This is a genomic window from Flavobacterium sp. RSP49 (assembly GCF_003968735.1).
In the GTDB taxonomy this organism is placed as follows: Bacteria; Bacteroidota; Bacteroidia; order Flavobacteriales; family Flavobacteriaceae; genus Flavobacterium.
Genome location: NZ_RYDN01000009.1, coordinates 11412 through 28663, shown reverse-complemented (window position 1 = coordinate 28663; position 17252 = coordinate 11412). Strand labels below are relative to the sequence as shown.

Annotated in this window: 17 protein-coding genes; 10 read left to right on the top strand and 7 right to left on the bottom strand. The window is 34.0% G+C overall.

Annotated elements, in window-relative coordinates; genetic code table 11:
- The 3 genes from msrA to EKM02_RS06690 all read left to right on the top strand — a co-directional run bounded on the left by msrA (position 1) and on the right by EKM02_RS06690 (position 3851).
- Positions 1-615 (top strand): peptide-methionine (S)-S-oxide reductase MsrA, encoded by a 615-nt coding sequence (gene msrA, locus EKM02_RS06700; protein ID WP_126453499.1) that lies wholly within the window; start codon positions 1-3, stop codon positions 613-615.
- 211 nt (positions 616-826) lie between these two features.
- Positions 827-2134: an amidohydrolase gene (locus EKM02_RS06695; RefSeq protein ID WP_126453497.1), complete on the top strand. Its 1308-nt coding sequence runs from the start codon at positions 827-829 to the stop codon at positions 2132-2134.
- Positions 2135-2777: 643 nt separating this feature from the next.
- The gene (locus tag EKM02_RS06690) at positions 2778-3851 is read left to right on the top strand and encodes a glycoside hydrolase family 130 protein (RefSeq protein ID WP_199878466.1); all 1074 of its coding nucleotides are present in this window, start codon (positions 2778-2780) and stop codon (positions 3849-3851) included.
- A gap of 21 nt (positions 3852-3872) precedes the next feature.
- Here EKM02_RS06690 and EKM02_RS14770 read toward each other — a convergent pair whose 3' ends face one another.
- Positions 3873-4049, bottom strand: coding sequence for a hypothetical protein (locus EKM02_RS14770; protein ID WP_158614729.1), 177 nt, complete (start codon positions 4047-4049; stop codon positions 3873-3875).
- A gap of 760 nt (positions 4050-4809) precedes the next feature.
- Positions 4810-6375 carry an NAD(P)/FAD-dependent oxidoreductase gene (locus tag EKM02_RS06680; RefSeq protein WP_126453490.1) on the bottom strand — a complete coding sequence of 522 codons (1566 nt, stop codon included), beginning with the start codon at positions 6373-6375 and terminating at the stop codon, positions 4810-4812.
- A gap of 213 nt (positions 6376-6588) precedes the next feature.
- Here EKM02_RS06680 and EKM02_RS06675 point away from each other — a divergent pair, with 213 nt between their 5' ends.
- The gene (locus EKM02_RS06675; protein WP_126453488.1) at positions 6589-6834 is read left to right on the top strand and encodes a hypothetical protein; all 246 of its coding nucleotides are present in this window, start codon (positions 6589-6591) and stop codon (positions 6832-6834) included.
- 9 nt (positions 6835-6843) lie between these two features.
- Here EKM02_RS06675 and EKM02_RS06670 read toward each other — a convergent pair whose 3' ends face one another.
- Positions 6844-7662: a purine-nucleoside phosphorylase gene (locus EKM02_RS06670; protein ID WP_126453486.1), complete on the bottom strand. Its 819-nt coding sequence runs from the start codon at positions 7660-7662 to the stop codon at positions 6844-6846.
- 53 nt (positions 7663-7715) lie between these two features.
- Between EKM02_RS06670 and EKM02_RS06665 the strand changes: the two genes are divergently transcribed.
- From EKM02_RS06665 to EKM02_RS06640, 6 genes are read left to right on the top strand one after another with little or no spacing between them, the layout of a single operon-like run.
- On the top strand, positions 7716-8471 hold the full coding sequence (locus EKM02_RS06665; protein WP_126453485.1) for a DUF547 domain-containing protein: 756 nt from the start codon (positions 7716-7718) through the stop codon (positions 8469-8471).
- Between the two features lie 5 nt (positions 8472-8476).
- Positions 8477-8812 carry an arsenosugar biosynthesis-associated peroxidase-like protein gene (locus EKM02_RS06660; RefSeq protein WP_126453483.1) on the top strand — a complete coding sequence of 112 codons (336 nt, stop codon included), beginning with the start codon at positions 8477-8479 and terminating at the stop codon, positions 8810-8812.
- Positions 8809-9876 (top strand): arsenosugar biosynthesis radical SAM (seleno)protein ArsS, encoded by a 1068-nt coding sequence (gene arsS, locus EKM02_RS06655; protein WP_126453481.1) that lies wholly within the window; start codon positions 8809-8811, stop codon positions 9874-9876. Before EKM02_RS06660 ends, arsS begins: the two co-directional genes overlap by 4 nt.
- A 40-nt stretch (positions 9877-9916) precedes the next feature.
- Positions 9917-10888, top strand: a complete 972-nt coding sequence (gene arsM / locus EKM02_RS06650) for an arsenosugar biosynthesis arsenite methyltransferase ArsM (RefSeq protein ID WP_126453479.1) — start codon at positions 9917-9919, stop codon at positions 10886-10888.
- An 11-nt stretch (positions 10889-10899) separates the two neighbouring features.
- Entirely contained in the window at positions 10900-11493 is a 594-nt protein-coding gene (locus EKM02_RS06645; RefSeq protein ID WP_126453477.1) for a TIGR04282 family arsenosugar biosynthesis glycosyltransferase, read from the top strand.
- A 36-nt stretch (positions 11494-11529) separates the two neighbouring features.
- On the top strand, positions 11530-12438 hold the full coding sequence (locus EKM02_RS06640; protein WP_158614728.1) for a 1-acyl-sn-glycerol-3-phosphate acyltransferase: 909 nt from the start codon (positions 11530-11532) through the stop codon (positions 12436-12438).
- Between the two features lie 4 nt (positions 12439-12442).
- Here the strand turns inward: EKM02_RS06640 and EKM02_RS06635 are convergent, their stop codons facing one another.
- From EKM02_RS06635 to EKM02_RS06620, 4 genes are read right to left on the bottom strand one after another with little or no spacing between them, the layout of a single operon-like run.
- Complete coding sequence (locus EKM02_RS06635) at positions 12443-13471, bottom strand: VOC family protein (RefSeq protein WP_126453473.1); 1029 nt, start codon at positions 13469-13471, stop codon at positions 12443-12445.
- Entirely contained in the window at positions 13472-14278 is an 807-nt protein-coding gene (locus tag EKM02_RS06630) for an SDR family oxidoreductase (RefSeq protein ID WP_126453471.1), read from the bottom strand. It lies immediately after the preceding gene.
- On the bottom strand, positions 14268-14972 hold the full coding sequence (locus EKM02_RS06625; RefSeq protein ID WP_126453469.1) for a TIGR04283 family arsenosugar biosynthesis glycosyltransferase: 705 nt from the start codon (positions 14970-14972) through the stop codon (positions 14268-14270). The genes EKM02_RS06630 and EKM02_RS06625 overlap by 11 nt, the downstream gene beginning before the upstream one ends.
- A gap of 35 nt (positions 14973-15007) precedes the next feature.
- Positions 15008-17203: a RecQ family ATP-dependent DNA helicase gene (locus tag EKM02_RS06620; RefSeq protein WP_126453466.1), complete on the bottom strand. Its 2196-nt coding sequence runs from the start codon at positions 17201-17203 to the stop codon at positions 15008-15010.
- Between the last annotated feature and the right edge of the window lie 49 nt (positions 17204-17252).

Here is a 17252-nt window from a genome sequence, read left to right as displayed (position 1 = left end):
ATGAAAAAATTATTTTTAGTGTGTGTTTTAACGACCAGTAGCTTGTTTGCGCAAGGTCAAACACCAAAGCAATCCAATCTTGAATCCATTACTTTAGCTGGTGGATGTTACTGGTGTGTTGAGGCCGTTTATGAGAATCTCATTGGAGTACAATCGGTAATCTCAGGATATGCAGGCGGCAAAAATACCAATCCTACCTATGAAGATGTGTCAACTGGAAGATCGGGTTATGCAGAAGTGGTGAAAATTACCTATGATAAAAACGTAACGAATCTAGATGAGATTTTCAAAGTCTTTTTTACGGTACATGACCCAACGACACTTAACCGGCAAGGTGCCGATGTAGGAACACAATACCGTTCCGCCATTTTTTATAAAAATGAAGCACAAAAAAAATCAGCGCAAACGATAATCAACGCAATGAAAAAGACCAAGATTTATGATAGTCCGATAGTAACAACACTAGAACCGTTGACTAAATTTTACAAAGCAGAAGATTACCATCAAAATTACTACGCCAACAATAAGAACCAACCCTATTGTCAAATGGTAATTCAACCTAAAATGGAGAAATTCGAAAAGCTTTTTAAAAACCGATTGAAGAAACAAAAATAAAAGAGTAAGAATACCGTCTTGTTTGAAATAACAAGACGGTTTTTTTATATCCTACTCAAAAAAAAGACACTTTAAACCCCTATTTAAAATTAATGCCAGACGAAATAATTTTGCTATATTTGTTTCTAACTGACCTTCTTTAGAATCGAAACAGCTGTGTTTTTAACTAAAATAAAGGCTGTTTAGCAACCAAATTTTACACTACCAACTAATGAAAAAAATTATTCTTTTTGCTGGCTTATGCTCCTTCTCCTTTTTTGCTACTGCACAAAATTCCGTTCTTAAAGCCACGGTTGCCAAAAAAGCAGCCTCCTTAGAATCTAAAGTCAGTGCCTGGCGGAGAGACTTTCACCAAAACCCTGAATTAGGCAATAGAGAATTTAAAACTGCCGAAAAAATAGCAATACATTTGCGTTCTTTGGGCATGGAAGTACAAACTGGTGTGGCAAAAACTGGCGTGGTGGGAATTTTAAAAGGCGGAAAACCCGGTCCGGTTGTAGCACTTAGGGCAGATATGGATGCCTTGCCAGTAACAGAAAGAGTCGCCATTCCTTTTGCATCAAAAGCAATGGGAGAATACAACGGTCAGGAAGTAGGTGTCATGCATGCTTGCGGACATGATTCGCATATAGCCATGCTGATGGGAACTGCTGAAATTCTGGCCGCTATCAAAAGTGAATTAAAAGGAACGGTTAAATTCATTTTCCAACCTGCTGAGGAAGGCGCTCCCGATGGTGAAGAAGGTGGAGCTGCACTAATGGTAAAAGAAGGTGTTCTGGAAAATCCAAAAGTAGATGTGATTTTTGGCTTACATATCAGCGCAGACACCGAAGTCGGCAAAATCAATTACCGTCCAAAAGGAGCGATGGCTTCCTCAGACTGGTTCAAGATAAAAATAAAAGGAAAACAATCACACGGAGCCAGCCCATGGCAATCCGTAGATCCTATTGTTACGGCGTCCCAAATAATATTGGGATTACAAACTATTGTGAGTCGCAATGTAGATTTAACGGAGTCCGCGGCTGTGGTTAGTGTTGGAAAAATTACATCTGGCGTAAGAAGTAATATTATTCCGGAAGAACTTGAAATGGCAGGAACGATTCGGACCCTAGACAAACAAGTTCAGGAAATGATCCACAACAGATTGAAACAAATTACCACCAATATTGCAGAAAGTGCTGGAGCTACTGCCGAGGTAAGCATCACTAAACAAACCCTGATTACCTATAACGATCCTATATTGACTGAAAAAATGCTCCCTACATTAGAAACTGTAGCGGGAAAAAACAATGTAGTATTGACTCCTGCAGCAACTGGAGCCGAAGATTTTTCGTACTATCAAGATAAAGTTCCCGGACTTTTCTTTTTCCTGGGTGGAATGCCAAAAGGCAAAAATCCTGCCGAAACAGCCTCACATCATACTCCCGATTTTTATATCGATGAGGGTAGTTTTGTATTAGGAATGAAAGCGATGTCCGACCTAACTATAGATTATATGGAAATGAATGCTGAAAAATAAATCAGTACTTGAATAGACATTTAAAAAGTTTTTAAAACTACAACCGAAAAGAGATTTTCGGTTTTTTTACACCTTTGTATGATTCAAAAAAATAATATTCAAAATATTGAATTAAAGCAATTTAATCCATGTTTTTAACGATTTTTAGTAAATTTACGTCTATATCTTAAAAGTTGATTTTATCAAGGACACTAAATATATTCAAAAGAAATCTCTAGGAAAATTGCCAACTCAAAGCTGCTGAATGAAAGCACTTGAAACCTATTTTAGAAATCAAAAAAGGCCTAGAAACTCATCTTGAAAAAACGCCTGACTCCTACACTGTTAAAACTTTCCACGAGTTGCGAGTTGAAATCAAGAAACGGAGATCTTTATTTGAATTGGTTGCCTTTTGTAAAAAAAAATTAAGCCAAACAATTTCATCCTATGAGCCGAATACATATAAAAAAACCATCTTAAAAGCATAAAAATCATAGTATCTTCGAAAAAGAGAATTAGTGTTCCATAAAATAAATGCAACTTTACCGTACAGGACTCTTTCATACCTATTGGAAACAAAAAATACTAAATAACGCTAGGAATCATAATTTGCTTCAAAAATACTTAAAACCATATTTATATAACCATTATGAAACTAACCATCATGCTCATATTCGCATTTATCCTACTGAGTTGCGGCGGTAATTCTATCTATAAATCACAAAGTAAAAGTAAGGATTGGGCGATGCTCGACTTTGTAAAAGTAGATAGCCTAAACCCTATTTTAGAACCACAGTTACATCCTGTTTTTCAATCTCCAATAAGCAACAAAAAAGTCCACTGGGAAGAACGAAATGTTCTTAATCCATCCGCTATTGTCAAAGACGGAAAAGTATACCTCATCTACAGAGCGCAAGACAAAGACATGACATCAAGATTAGGCCTAGCTATCAGCGATGATGGACTGCACTTTAAAAAACAACCCACACCAATATTCTATCCGGACAACGACACGATGAAACAATACGAATGGAAAGGAGGTGTTGAAGATCCTAGAATTATAGAAAGCGAGAATGGGACTTACATTATGACTTACACATCCTATGATGGTAAAACTGCGCGTCTTTGTTTAGCCAGTTCAAAAGATTTAAAAACATGGACAAAACACGGTTTAGTATTAAGGGAAGAAAAATACAAAGACTTGTGGTCAAAATCCGGAGCTATAGTTTGCAAATTATACAAAGATAAAATCATAGCTACAAAAATTAAAGGCAAATACTGGATGTATTTTGGGGATACTGATTTGTATATAGCAACCTCTGAAGATCTCATCCATTGGGAAGTAGCCGAAAATAATGAAAACAAAAAAATGATTACTGTTTTACATCCCAGAATGGGATATTTTGATAGTCGTTTAGTAGAACCCGGTCCTTTTGCATTACTTCAAAAGCAAGGTATCGTGCTGATTTACAACGGAAGTAATGCCGAAAATTATAATGATTCAAGTTTACCTAAATTCACTTATGCAGCAAACCAGGCGCTATTTGACAAAGAAAAGCCCTATAAATTAATAGACCGTATGGAGAATCATTTTCTGCATCCGGACAAGCCCTATGAAAAGACAGGTGAAGTAAATGAAGTTTGTTTTGTTGAAGGACTGGTCTATTTTCAAAACAAATGGTTCTTGTATTATGGAACAGCAGATTCAAAAATTGCAGTAGCAGTAAAAAACAAATAACACCTAACCTGAAAAAGAAGATTAATCAACGACCAAACTTTCTAAATAAGCTAAAAACCTAGATAAAATACCTCTTTTATTTTGTGTGATAACCTCTTTTTTTTTTACTTTTTCAAATTCATTAAAAGTAGAAATAAAGAACGCTACAAAACACAAAATAACTACTATTGTTAATACAATTAATTCTATATTTTCCATATTATTTTTTGAGTTTTAAATTTAGGAATATTAAAAAACCAAGAATTGTAGGAGGCCATAATCCAATAAAAATTGCCCGTTGAGGATCTTTTAAAACAATATAAAAATATTCCGAAGTAAATATCAAGGCCAAAACCAATACTAAAATTAAAATTTCAGATTTTTTAAATTTTTCAAACATATTTATAATTTTTATCTTTTTTTAATACATCTAACGCTATAAAAAAATAATTAATTTGTAAAATTAAGACATTTGCTATTAAAACAATATTTTTTTTAACAAAAAAATACTAAATTGTAACAGCTATAAATAAAGAAAGTTTGAAATAAAAATTAGGATAACAATATAAAATAATAGTTTGCCTATACGACGAGACTATTTAGTAGGAATCATTCTCCTTCTAAAATAATATTTGATTCTAATTTAGAGGTATAACAAGCTGTTTACAAAGTATATTAACTTATAAAATTCTTTATAGTCTGTCGATTAAAAAAACTAAAAAATAAAGGACTAAGTGCCAATTTAGACCAACGTAAAAAGTATAAAAAAATACTGGTCCACAACTTAACCCTCTAACCTTTTTTTAAAAATATAAACTACTATAACTAAATAGAAACAGAGCGAATCTATGTCCATTGTTTCCGGAAAACAAGTATTTCTCGACAAAATTAGAAATCAAAAGCACGACTAAAAAATAAAAAAATTATTTTTTAATTAAGTAATAATGGTCAATACAACCCTGTTAAATTTTTTATCCGATTATTTTTGGTTTAAAATTGCTCCAATCATAAAAGCACATTTTTCGCCATCTATTGCAGCTGAAATAATTCCGCCCGCATAACCGGCGCCTTCTCCACAAGGATACAGCCCTTTTATTTGAACATGTTCATAGGTTAAAGGATCTCTGGGAATACGCACCGGAGATGACGTTCTGGATTCTGGCGCATGAAGTACGGCTTCATTAGTCAAATAACCACGCATTGATTGTCCAAATTCAGTAAATCCCTCCCGTAATATCTGCGTTAAAAAATCGGGAAAAACCTGCCCCATTTCTACCGAAGTTGTTCCAGGCACATACGATGTTTTTGGGATATCCGATGAAACTCGGTTTTGTGTAAAATCAATCATGCGTTGTGCCGGGACTTTTTGGCTTTCGCCAGCTAAATGCCAAGCGCGTTGCTCGATACTTTTTTGGAATTCCATTCCAGCCAAAGCACCAAATTTAGCCCAAGGTTTAAAATCCTCCAGTTGCAATTCAATTACAATTCCGGAATTGGCAGTAGCCTGATCCCTTTTGGATGGAGACCAACCGTTAGTAACCACTTCGCCGGGACTCGTAGCGCAAGGAGCAATCACCCCGCCAGGACACATACAAAAGGAATATATTCCCCGGCCTCCTACTTGCTTCACAATAGAATACGGAGCGGGAGGTAAAAACTCCCCACGATAATCACAATTGTACTGAATGCTGTCAATCAAAGATTGCGGATGTTCTGCCCGCACGCCCAAGGCAAAAGGTTTCGCCTCGATAAAAATCTTTTTTCGGTCTAACAATTCGAAAATATCACGAGCTGAATGTCCCGTAGCCAAAATGAGTTTATTGGCAAGAATGGTGTCACCGTTTTGAGTAACAACACCCTGAACTTCATTATTTTTTAATAAAATATCGGTCAATCGGGTTTCAAATAAAACCTGTCCACCACATTCGATGATTTTCTCTCGAATGTCCTGAATAATCTGAGGTAATTTATTTGTTCCAATATGCGGATGCGCCTCAATCAGAATATCTTCAGAGGCTCCAAAAGCGACAAACAATTCCAAGACACGCGTTACATCACCTCTTTTTTTAGAACGCGTATACAACTTCCCGTCCGAATAGGTTCCGGCACCGCCTTCGCCAAAACAATAATTGGAATCTTCATTGACGACATGATCGAGATTGATGGCTTTTAAATCTCTTCGTCTGCCCCTAACGTCTTTTCCACGCTCGACAACTATAGGTTTCAGCCCTAATTCGATCAATTGCAAAGCAGCAAAAAGACCGGCGGGTCCAGCGCCAACAACAATTACTTCTTGAGCTGAGGAAACATTTTTATACTCCGGAAGTTGTATTTTTTGCTCTTGAAAAAGCTCTCCTTTTAAATAAATCATAACTTTAAGATTTATTTTTATCGCTTTTTGGCGGGCATCAATCGATCTTTTTAAAATAGAAATATGTTGAATTTCAGTTACAGAAACGGTTATTTGTTTTGACAAATGATTTTTTAGCAGCACATCATTTGCTGCAATTTCCGGGGATACTTGTAATAAGAGTTCTTGAGGCATTTTTTTAGATTATTCGATTTTCAGATTATTTGACTTTTAAAATCTCAAAAATAATCCACGTACAAAAGTAGTATTTTGTACTGACTTCTTCTTGTAGAAAACAGAATCCGTTTTCAATTTTTAAAATTAACCAATTTTAAAATTAGAGTTTGTAACTTTGTATGTTAAAGTAATTATCCAACTAAACCATTAACCGATTAATCTTAGGGAAAAATGTCCAGAAAAATAAAGTTGATATGGGATTTCCGTGGGCCAGCTTCCGCAAAAACCGCCGAACACCATGAAATCCACTTAAAAGAATACATTGCTATTGAAAAATTATCGTTGAATATCACTGGGTTCGAAATCCAAAGCGAAATGCTGGCCATTGCTTTTATGGTGGTCACCGATGAAAACATGATTCAAGTACGAGATGCTTTGAAACCGCATCGTGGAGAAGTTTATGAACACAAAATTTAGGTTGATTGACTACAAACTAAGAATTGTCTTCACCAATAATTTACTTAATTTTTCATCCGCCATTCCTGCTACTGCAATAATCTCTGGAATATCAACAGGTTTTAGATTGTCTGGATCACATTCATCCGTAATCACGCTAATCGCAGCACAAGGTAATTTTAATTGATTAGCAACAATAACCTCTGGAGTAGTACTCATTCCTACCATATCTGCTCCAATAATTCCTAAATATCTGTATTCTGCTCGTGTTTCTAACTGAGGTCCAACAACAGAAGCATAAACCCCTTTTTTCAGATTAATATTTAATTCCTTAGTGGCTTCTAATAATTTTTTATTTAAAATTCTATCATAAGGCGCACTCATATCGGGGAAAATACCGCCATATTCAAATGAATTCAATCCAGACAACGGACTTCCGCCTTGTAAATTAATATGGTCATCTAGTAAAACCAAATCTCCTTTTTTTAAATTTCTATTAATTCCTCCAGCTGCATTGCTCAAAAATAATTGTTGAATTCCCAGTTGTTGCAATACACGAATAGGAAAAGTAATTTCCTGTAAACTATATCCTTCATACAAATGAAAACGCCCTTGCATAGCAATTACTGAAACTGAACCAATAGTTCCAAATATTAGTTTACCTTTATGAAATTCAATTGTGGATTGTACAAAATTAGGTATGTCAGTATAATTAATAGTAAATTTAATTTCCAAATGATCTAAAAACTTACCTAAACCAGTTCCTAAAACGACTCCAACCTGTGGATCAACAATTCCTTTTTCTCTTAAAAAAAAAGCAGTTTGATTGATTTGTTCTAAATAGTCCATATTTTAAAAACTTTTATTTTGTAATTACGTACATACTATAAATATACTTAAAAATGAGAAAATATTTCTTGCTAATATTACTATTTTCTATGCAATTGGTTCCGGCACAAGAAATAGATTATATCAAAATGTCACAAAAATTCATTGAATCGGCAAAGTTTCAAGATGATAGCACCGCATATTTTATTGAAAAATTCGCGACAGCTGATGAAAATATTCTCAAAAAACAATTAATTAATGATAATTCAAAGAAAGCCTTTTTTATTAATCTTTACAATGGTTTTACAAATAATGCATTAAAAAAAAATCCAGAGAAATATAAAAATAGAAACAAATTTTTTAAAAGCAAGCAATTTGTTCTTGCTGGTCACAAAATAAGCTTGGATATCATAGAACACGGTTTTTTGAGAAGATCAAGTATTAAATGGAGTTTGGGAAAAATGAATAAGATTTTCCCTTCTAAACTAGAAAAAGATTTCCGAGTTGAAAAAGTAGATTACCGAATTCATTTTAGTTTAAATTGCGGTGCAAAAAGTTGCCCAATGATCGCTTTTTATGATCCAGCAAAAATTGATGCTCAACTGGATACTGCAACAAAAAGTTATTTAACAGGAGACGCTAGTTATGATGCTACAAAAAATATACTTTCGTTGCCAGTTTTAATGAGTTGGTTCAGAGGAGATTTTGGAAATAAAAAAGGGATATTGAAAATCTGTGAAAATCTAAAAATTATACCAGAAAATACAAACCCAAAATTAAAATACAATAAATACGACTGGACTTTATATTTAGAAAACTTCAAATATTAAAAAAAATGGATACTAATTATTACAATGCAAACGATTTAGCAAAATTTGGAAATATCGTAGAATTCCAAAAAGAAATGGGTGAAAAATTCTTTGGTTATTATGGTGAAGTTTTTAAAGAAGGTGAATTAACAGCAAAAGAAAAATCATTGATTGCTCTTGCGGTTGCTCATGCGGTTCAATGTCCTTATTGCATTGATGCCTATAGTACCGACGCTTATGAAAAAGGATATAGCGAAGGTCAGATGATGGAAGCAGTTCACGTTGCTGCCGCTATTCGTGGCGGAGCAAGCCTCGTTCACGGCGTACAAATGATGAATAAAGTTAAGAAAATTGCTCTATGAGCGAGTTTAAAAAAGTAATTCTAAAATCATTAAAGTCAAAAGATAGTTCCTTATCTAATGCACAAAATCAAATATTAACCTTACAACAGAATCCAGAAAAATTCAAACCTTTTAGTGCTAGTTTAAGAGCAATAGGTGTCAATAGTTTAAAACCTACACAGCTTGAAATTTTTCAGGTTAATCTCGGAAAAATGTGCAACCAGGTTTGTACACATTGTCACGTTGATGCTGGTCCGGATCGTAAAGAAATTATGACTAAGGAAACCATGCAATTGTGTTTGGATGTATTGAAAGCAAATCCGTCTTTCAAAATTGTAGATATGACTGGTGGTGCTCCCGAAATGAATCCTAATTTCCGATGGTTTGTTGAAGAAATTAGTAAATTAAATATTCAAATGTATGTTCGTTGTAATTTAACCATTATTCGTGCAAACAAAAAGTATTATGATTTACCAGAATTTTTCAAATTACATAAAATCGAAGTGATTTCTTCCCTTCCATTCTATTCTCAGTCAAGAACCGATAAACAACGTGGCGATGGTGTTTTCAAAAGCTCTATTACCGCTTTACAAATGCTGAATGAAGTAGGTTATGGTAAAGAAAATAGTGGTTTAACACTCAATTTAGTCTACAATCCTGCTGGAGCTTTTCTTCCGCCAGATCAAAAAGCATTAGAAAATGAGTTTAAAACTAATCTGAAAAAGGATTTTGATATAGAATTCAATAGTTTATTTGCAATTACTAATTTACCAATAAGTCGTTATCTGGATTATTTAGTTGTTTCGGACAATTATGAAGATTACATGACCAAATTAATTAACGCATTTAATCCATCAGCAGCACTTAATGTGATGTGTAGAAATACAATTTCTGTAGGTTGGGATGGATTTTTATATGATTGTGATTTTAATCAAATGTTAGAATTAAAAGTGGCAGCACCAGGCTCTCAACATCTATCAACTTTTCAAAGTGAAGCATTATTAAAACGTACAATTATAGTCAACAACCATTGTTATGGCTGTACCGCTGGTGCAGGAAGTAGCTGTGGCGGTGCCGTAGCATAATTTTAAAATATTATAAACAACAAAAAATAAGAATATAAAAATGGAAAATTATTTAGACGCAACAACAGATTTATACAGAGAAGCAGCCTTAACTCCTGATGTAGGATTGTGTTGTACAACTACCCCAATTTGGAAATTTCCTGGTTTGGAAATTCCAAAAATCATGCAGGAAATGAATTATGGCTGCGGAAGCACAATTAGCGCACAAGATTTAATAAATAACCCAAAAATACTTTATGTTGGTGTCGGTGGAGGAATGGAATTACTCCAATTTTCTTATTTTTCACGTCAAAAAGGTGGTGTCGTTGGTGTCGATGTCGTAGACGAGATGCTCGAAGCTTCAAGACAAAATTTTATAGTAGCCGAAAAAGAAAATGACTGGTTCAAAAGCGAATTCGTAGAACTGAAAAAAGGAGATGCACTAAATCTTCCTATCGAAGATGAAACTATTGATATTGCTGCTCAAAATTGCTTATTCAACATTTTTAAAACCGATGATTTAAGAAAAGCATTACAAGAAATGTACCGTGTTTTAAAACCTTACGGACGTTTAGTAATGAGTGATCCTACTTGTGAGCAACAAATGAATGACACTTTAAGAAACGATGCACACCTTAGAGCATTGTGTTTAAGCGGAAGTATTCCAATTGCAGAGTATATTAAAATGTTGACCGATGTAGGTTTTGGAACTATCGAAATCAGAGGCAGAAGACCTTACCGAATCTTAGATACAAAAAATTATCCTACCGATGAATTAATCTATATTGAAAGTATCGAAGTTTGTGCTATAAAAGATCCAATGCCAGCAGATGGCCCTTGTGTTTTTACTGGAAAAGCAGCAATATATTATGGTACTGAAAATCATTTTGATGATAAAAAAGGTCACATTCTAACGAAAAACCAACCTTTAGCAGTTTGTGATAAAACTGCGGCGGCAATTGCAGCATTAAATAGAGATGATATTTTTATTAGTGAATCCACTTTTCATTATAACGGTGGCGGTTGTTGCTAAATAACTATAAAATGTCTTCAAAACAAGCAATAATTTTGTTTACAAAAAATCCCGAACTTGGCAAAGTCAAAACCAGACTTGCCACGACTATAGGCGATGAAAAAGCATTAGCTATTTATAAAAAATTGCTACAGCACACCAGAGAAATTGTTACTCCGCTGGAAGTGGATAAAATTTTATTTTATTCGGACACCATTATTCAAAACGATAATTGGTCTACTGCTATTTTTATGAAAAAAGTTCAGGTAGGAAATGATTTAGGCGAGAGAATGAATCATGCTTTTCAAATGGTTTTCAATCTGGGTTATGAAAGTGCCTGCATTATTGGAAGCGATTGTTATGAACTAAACACAACTATCATTGCTGAGGCTTTTGAAAGCGTAAAACGCAAAAACATGGTTATCGGACCAACATTCGATGGGGGTTATTATCTGTTGGGAATGAATAAACTACATTCAAGTATTTTTAAAAATATAGAATGGAGTACAGAAACTGTTTTTGATGATACGATGAAAGAGGTTGAAAATTTGAATCTTTCCAGTCATATCCTAACCAAATTAACAGATATAGACGAAGAAAAAAATTTACCTCAACATTGGAAATAAAAGAATTTGTATAATTTTTTTAAAATATGGGCGCGATTGGCACTGTTTTTTTATTCTAGAAAAACTGTTGCAAATTTTGCATTAATTTTAAATTTAAATCAACCCAAAATTCTCGCTTCCAATCATCCAAATTCTTTTTTTGATGCAATTGTAATAGCGGTTCATTATCCAAAACCCATTTATTTTCTAGCGCGTGGTGATGCTTTTAATAAGCCGTTAATTAAAAAATTTCTGAATGCTTTACATCTGATTCCAATTTACAGACTAAGTGAAGGAAAAGAAAATCTTTATAAAAACGACAGTACTTTTGAGCGTTGTTTGAAATTACTAAAAAGTAACGAACATATTTTGATTTTCCCTGAAGGCGTTTGTGTAAACGAATGGAATTTGCGGAGTTTAAAAAAAGGAACTGCACGCCTGACATTTATGGCTTTGCATCAAAAAATAAATAATCTTATTGTTCAGCCCATAAATTTGAATTATTCCTCTTTTTATAAAGTTCCGAAAGAAATCATTATTAATTTTAACGAACCAATAACAGTATCAAATTTATCAAATCATGCAGAAAATGTATTTTATAGAATTTTTAATCAAGAATTAAAAGAAGGAATTACACGAAAAATGCTGATTAAATCTGATTTACAATACTTCGATTTATTCCCAAAAAAAGAAAATTATTTAAGAAAAATACTATTATTTATTCCTGCTATTTTAGGATTTATAAGTCAATATTGGATTTATTTCTTTTTGAAAAAATGGGTCATAAAAAAAACCAAAAATTCCGTGTTTTATGATTCGGTGCTTTTTGGTTTATTAATGTTCTCTTATCCCGTAATAATTATTGTAATGGCAACATTCGTAGGAATCTTTTTTAATTTCAAACTCGGACTTTCAATGTTGATTTTACTTCCATTTACCGCTTGGTGTTGCAAAGAAATAAAATAGACAACTATTTCACTTTGCTTAAAGCCAACATTTTTATCATCCAATTGGGTAATGGTTTTTCAAAATCACGCTTTCTTAAATCCAAAAACCAGCCAATTTTCTTAAAAATAGGCACTTTATGGGTTTCTACTAATTCAATTAATGTTCCGTCTGGATCTTCAATATAGCAAAATCGCCCTGAAGCACTATCCATTTCGAATGTATTATTGCTGTCAACAGTGAAATTATAGTTGTTTTTATCGGAATGTAATTTTAAAGATTTCATATCTAAAACATCTAGGCACAAGTGTATAAAACCACAATCACCCCAATATTTATTCTCGTATATTTTCTTTGGTGTTTTGTTTAAAATTTGAATTAATTCAATTTCAACCGAACCCAACAGCTTATTAAAAGCACCTTTACCAGTGGCTTTTTTAAACAATCCTACTTTTCTATATAAATTTCCGTCAGCTTCAGTACTTTCATTATCATATAAAATTTCATTGACACCTAAAATTTCTTTATAAAAATGCAATGATCTTTCCATGTCACTCACACCAATAACGGCACCACAAACACCACCAGTATCATGTTTACCGTTTTGAAACCACTCAGAAGAAAAAACAATATTAAAGTTATTTCCGTATTGATCTTTTACCCAAAATTGAGATGAATTACCGTTTTTAGTTATCGCTGACACTTGAATTCCAGAAACATTAGAAAGCCTATTGTATGATTTTTTTATATCTAATGATTTGATTTTAGGACTATAAATCCCAAGATCACCAAGATTAACTTCATTAGTAGCAATAGGAGTTCTGTCAAGAAATTGCCAAATCTCAAAACCGCCTCCTCCTTGCAGATTCATGGTCAGAATAGCTCTTCGTTCGTGAATTTTATTACCTGTGTATTGCGACATTAATTTGGCCTGCGCTACGTCATCAAAAATTAACACATCAAGACCAAATATGCTTTTATAAACATTCATAGCTTCTTGAGCATTTTTTACTCCAATCCCAATTTGTTGAATTCCAGATAAATAATTATGCATTTAAGATGTCTTGTTTTTAATACCTTTTAGGTAAGCTATTTTATAATATATCGAAGGCAAGAACCACCAAAACCAAAATAATAAGCGTTCTGCTTTTGCAATAATAATGTTTTTTTTGTTCGATTGGATTCCCGAAATAATTTTTTTTGCACAAATTCTTACATCAATTCCTACTTCATTAATATCATCCGTTTTGCCATATTGATTTCCGTTTCCTAGCAAAGCATTTTTCGAAATATCAGTATCAATTCTTCCTGGATATACGATAGAAATACTAATATTGGTTTTATATAATTCGCATTGCATAGTTTCAAAATAACCTTTCAATGCATGTTTTGAAGCTGCGTAACCTGATCGCAACGGAAAACCCATTAGTCCGGCAAGACTACTGATTACTGTTATATTCCCTGAATTTACTTTTTTAAAATGAGGTAAAATTGCCTGAGTCAATAATATAGGTGCAAAAAAATTGAGTTCCATCAACTTTCTGTTCACTTCAATCGATGTTTCATCAGATAATGCTCTTTGACTGATTCCTGCACATTGAATAATAACATCAATCTTACCTTCTAATGCTATCGCCTGATTAACGAGTTCCGGAATTGCATCAACATTCATTAAATCACAAGACAATATATGACAAACTGAATTGTGTTTTTTTAAGACTAAAGCCAATTCTTTTAATAGATTTTCATTAGATGAAGTAAGAATTAAGATCGCTTCTTGTTTAGATAATTGTACAGCCAATTCTCTGCCAATGCCAGAAGATGCGCCTGTTATCCAAACAACTTTGTTTTTAAAATGCATTCTTTCTGTAATTAAGCATTTGCTTATAAGTAGTAATCATGTCGCTTTGCGAAGCTCCTTTTTTGTACATATTTACCACTTTCAAATTGGCTAGCTGAACAGTTAACCAAGAATTCTCATCATACTTTCGTGCAGAAATAAGTGTTGTTTTTGAAATTAGTTTGAATTTCCCTGCGTTACAGATGCGTTCTAGGAAATCATAATCTTCCATAATTAGCATTTCTTCTTTGTAATTACCGACTTTTTTCCACAATGACTTAGTAATGAAAATAGTTTGGTCGCCACCACGAAAAAAAAGATAATTGAAACGTGTAAAAAAAGCATTGATTTTTAGAATAAATCTATTGCTGTCAAAACGAGTCAGGAAACTCCCGCAATCAAAACCGTTTTCAATGGCCTTTTGAATGTCATTTTGAAAAGTCGGTGTCGGTAAACTATCGGCGTGTACAAAATAAAACACACCGCCTTTTGCTTGTTTTACTGCATGATTCATTTGTCCTGCTCTACCTTTTACTGGAGAAACCAAAACCTTAACGCCTAACTCTATTGCAATTTGACAAGTATTATCGGAACTTACTGCATCGCTGACAATAATTTCGAAGGAATCTGATTTTAAATATTTTAGTAAATGAGAAATAGTAATCCCAATATTTGCTTCTTCATTATAAGTGGGCAGAATAATGCTTAAAAACATAGTGTTCGTTTTAGAATTTAATAACTTTGGAATATTTAATTCGCCACTTCGCTGATGAATTTTATACGCATCAGACGCAATTCACAAAGATCATATTCGCCGTCAAATTCCTTGAGTGCTGCTTCAATATTATCCGATTCGGATTCCATGAAATACTCGTGAATTTCTTCTTGTTGTTCATCGTCAAGCATGTCGTCAATCCAGTATTTTATATTCAGCTTGGTACCAGAATACACAATTTGTTCCATTTCTTTTATTAAAACATCCATTTTAATTCCTTTAGCGGAAGCAATATCATCGAGCGATAATTTTCTGTCAATATTCTGAATGATATAGAGTTTGTTTACTGAATTGACTCCTGTTGATTTTACGACAAGATCTTCCGGACGCGTAATGTCATTTTCTGCAACATAGCGGCTGATTAATTCTAGAAATTCTTTTCCATATTTTTTGGCTTTTCCTTCCCCAACCCCATGAATATTAATCAGTTCCTCTTGAGAAACTGGATATTTCAAAGCCATATCTTCTAGTGATGGATCCTGAAAAACTACAAATGGGGGAACGCCAACTTTTTTAGCTACTTTTTTACGCAAATCTCGCAACATTCCCATCAAAATTTCATCTGCAACTCCGGTAGATTTTGATGCGGTTACAATAGCCTCATCGAATGATTCGTTGTATTGATGATCTTCCGACATCATAAAGGATTTTGGTTTTTTTATAAAATCCAGTCCTTTATCGGTAATTTTGACAATGCCATAGGTTTCTATATCTTTTGATAAATAGCCCGCTACCAAAACTTGTCGCAACAAGGCCATCCAATATTTTTCATCCTGTTTTGAACCACATCCAAAAAAAGACTGCGCATCCGTTCTATGTGCCTTGATCACTGCGTTGACGCGACCGATCAAGGTAAAAACAACTTCTTTTGATTTGTATAAATGTTTGGTATCTCGTACCACTTCCAGCAGCTGCACTACTTCAGCTTTGGCCTCTGTTTTTGTTTTTGGGTTTCTGACATTGTCATCCATATCCGCTCCTTCGCCTGTGACATCGTCAAATTCTTCTCCAAAGTAATGCAACAGAAACTTTCTTCTGGACATCGAAGTTTCGGCGTAAGCCACAACCTCCTGTAATAAAGCAGATCCAATTTCCTGTTCTGCAACGGGTTTACCAGACATGAATTTTTCTAATTTCTCGACGTCTTTATAAGAGTAATACGCCAAGCAGTGCCCTTCACCGCCATCTCGACCGGCACGTCCTGTTTCCTGATAGTAGCTTTCTAATGATTTAGGAATATCATGGTGAATTACAAAACGCACATCTGGCTTGTCTATTCCCATCCCAAAAGCGATGGTGGCCACTACGACATCTACATCCTCCATAAGGAACATGTCCTGATGTTTGGCACGGGTTTTAGCATCTAATCCCGCATGATATGGCACGGCACTTATCCCGTTGACTTGCAACACCTCGGCAATAGCCTCTACTTTTTTACGGCTCAGGCAATAAATAATACCCGATTTGCCTTTATGTTGTTTGATGAACCGAATAATATCCGATTCAATATTTTTTGTTTTAGTACGTACTTCATAATACAAATTGGGTCTATTGAAGGATGCCTTAAAAGTGGTAGCATCACACATATCCAAGTTTTTGAGGATGTCTTCCTGTACTTTAGGAGTAGCAGTAGCAGTTAGTCCTATAATAGATAAATCACCCAGTTGTTTTATGATGTGTTTCAGGTTCCGATATTCCGGTCTAAAATCATGTCCCCACTCTGAGATACAATGAGCCTCATCTATGGCTACGAAAGAAATGCGAACGGTTTTTAGAAAATTGACATATTCTTCCTTTGTCAACGATTCCGGCGCAACGTACAAAAGCTTAGTCAATCCAGAGGTAATATCCTTTTTTACTTGCGCAATTTCAGTTTTGGTCAGGGAGGAATTTAAAACATGAGCAATCCCGTTTTCTGAGGATAAACTTCGAATGGCATCAACTTGATTTTTCATCAAAGCGATTAAAGGCGATACTACTATTGCAGTTCCTTCCTGAATTAAAGCGGGCAGCTGGTAGCATAGTGATTTACCCCCACCAGTTGGCATTATCACAAAAGTGTTCTGCTTATTCAACAGACTTTTTATGACTTGTTCTTGCAATCCCTTAAATTGGCTGAAGCCAAAATATTTCTTTAATTCTTTGTGTATTTCAATTTCGTTTGAATTCATTCTTTATTATGTGGTATTTTGTATAAATTTGCATCATCTAAAGGTACAA

Coding starts and splice junctions, on each gene's coding strand:
- msrA (WP_126453499.1), top strand. CDS start 1: ATGAAAAAATTATTTTTAGTGTGTGTTTTAACGACCAGTAGCTTGTTT.
- EKM02_RS06695 (WP_126453497.1), top strand. CDS start 827: ATGAAAAAAATTATTCTTTTTGCTGGCTTATGCTCCTTCTCCTTTTTT.
- EKM02_RS06690 (WP_199878466.1), top strand. CDS start 2,778: ATGCTCATATTCGCATTTATCCTACTGAGTTGCGGCGGTAATTCTATC.
- EKM02_RS14770 (WP_158614729.1), bottom strand. CDS start 4,049: ATGGAAAATATAGAATTAATTGTATTAACAATAGTAGTTATTTTGTGT.
- EKM02_RS06680 (WP_126453490.1), bottom strand. CDS start 6,375: ATGCCTCAAGAACTCTTATTACAAGTATCCCCGGAAATTGCAGCAAAT.
- EKM02_RS06675 (WP_126453488.1), top strand. CDS start 6,589: ATGTCCAGAAAAATAAAGTTGATATGGGATTTCCGTGGGCCAGCTTCC.
- EKM02_RS06670 (WP_126453486.1), bottom strand. CDS start 7,662: ATGGACTATTTAGAACAAATCAATCAAACTGCTTTTTTTTTAAGAGAA.
- EKM02_RS06665 (WP_126453485.1), top strand. CDS start 7,716: ATGAGAAAATATTTCTTGCTAATATTACTATTTTCTATGCAATTGGTT.
- EKM02_RS06660 (WP_126453483.1), top strand. CDS start 8,477: ATGGATACTAATTATTACAATGCAAACGATTTAGCAAAATTTGGAAAT.
- arsS (WP_126453481.1), top strand. CDS start 8,809: ATGAGCGAGTTTAAAAAAGTAATTCTAAAATCATTAAAGTCAAAAGAT.
- arsM (WP_126453479.1), top strand. CDS start 9,917: ATGGAAAATTATTTAGACGCAACAACAGATTTATACAGAGAAGCAGCC.
- EKM02_RS06645 (WP_126453477.1), top strand. CDS start 10,900: ATGTCTTCAAAACAAGCAATAATTTTGTTTACAAAAAATCCCGAACTT.
- EKM02_RS06635 (WP_126453473.1), bottom strand. CDS start 13,471: ATGCATAATTATTTATCTGGAATTCAACAAATTGGGATTGGAGTAAAA.
- EKM02_RS06630 (WP_126453471.1), bottom strand. CDS start 14,278: ATGCATTTTAAAAACAAAGTTGTTTGGATAACAGGCGCATCTTCTGGC.
- EKM02_RS06625 (WP_126453469.1), bottom strand. CDS start 14,972: ATGTTTTTAAGCATTATTCTGCCCACTTATAATGAAGAAGCAAATATT.
- EKM02_RS06620 (WP_126453466.1), bottom strand. CDS start 17,203: ATGAATTCAAACGAAATTGAAATACACAAAGAATTAAAGAAATATTTT.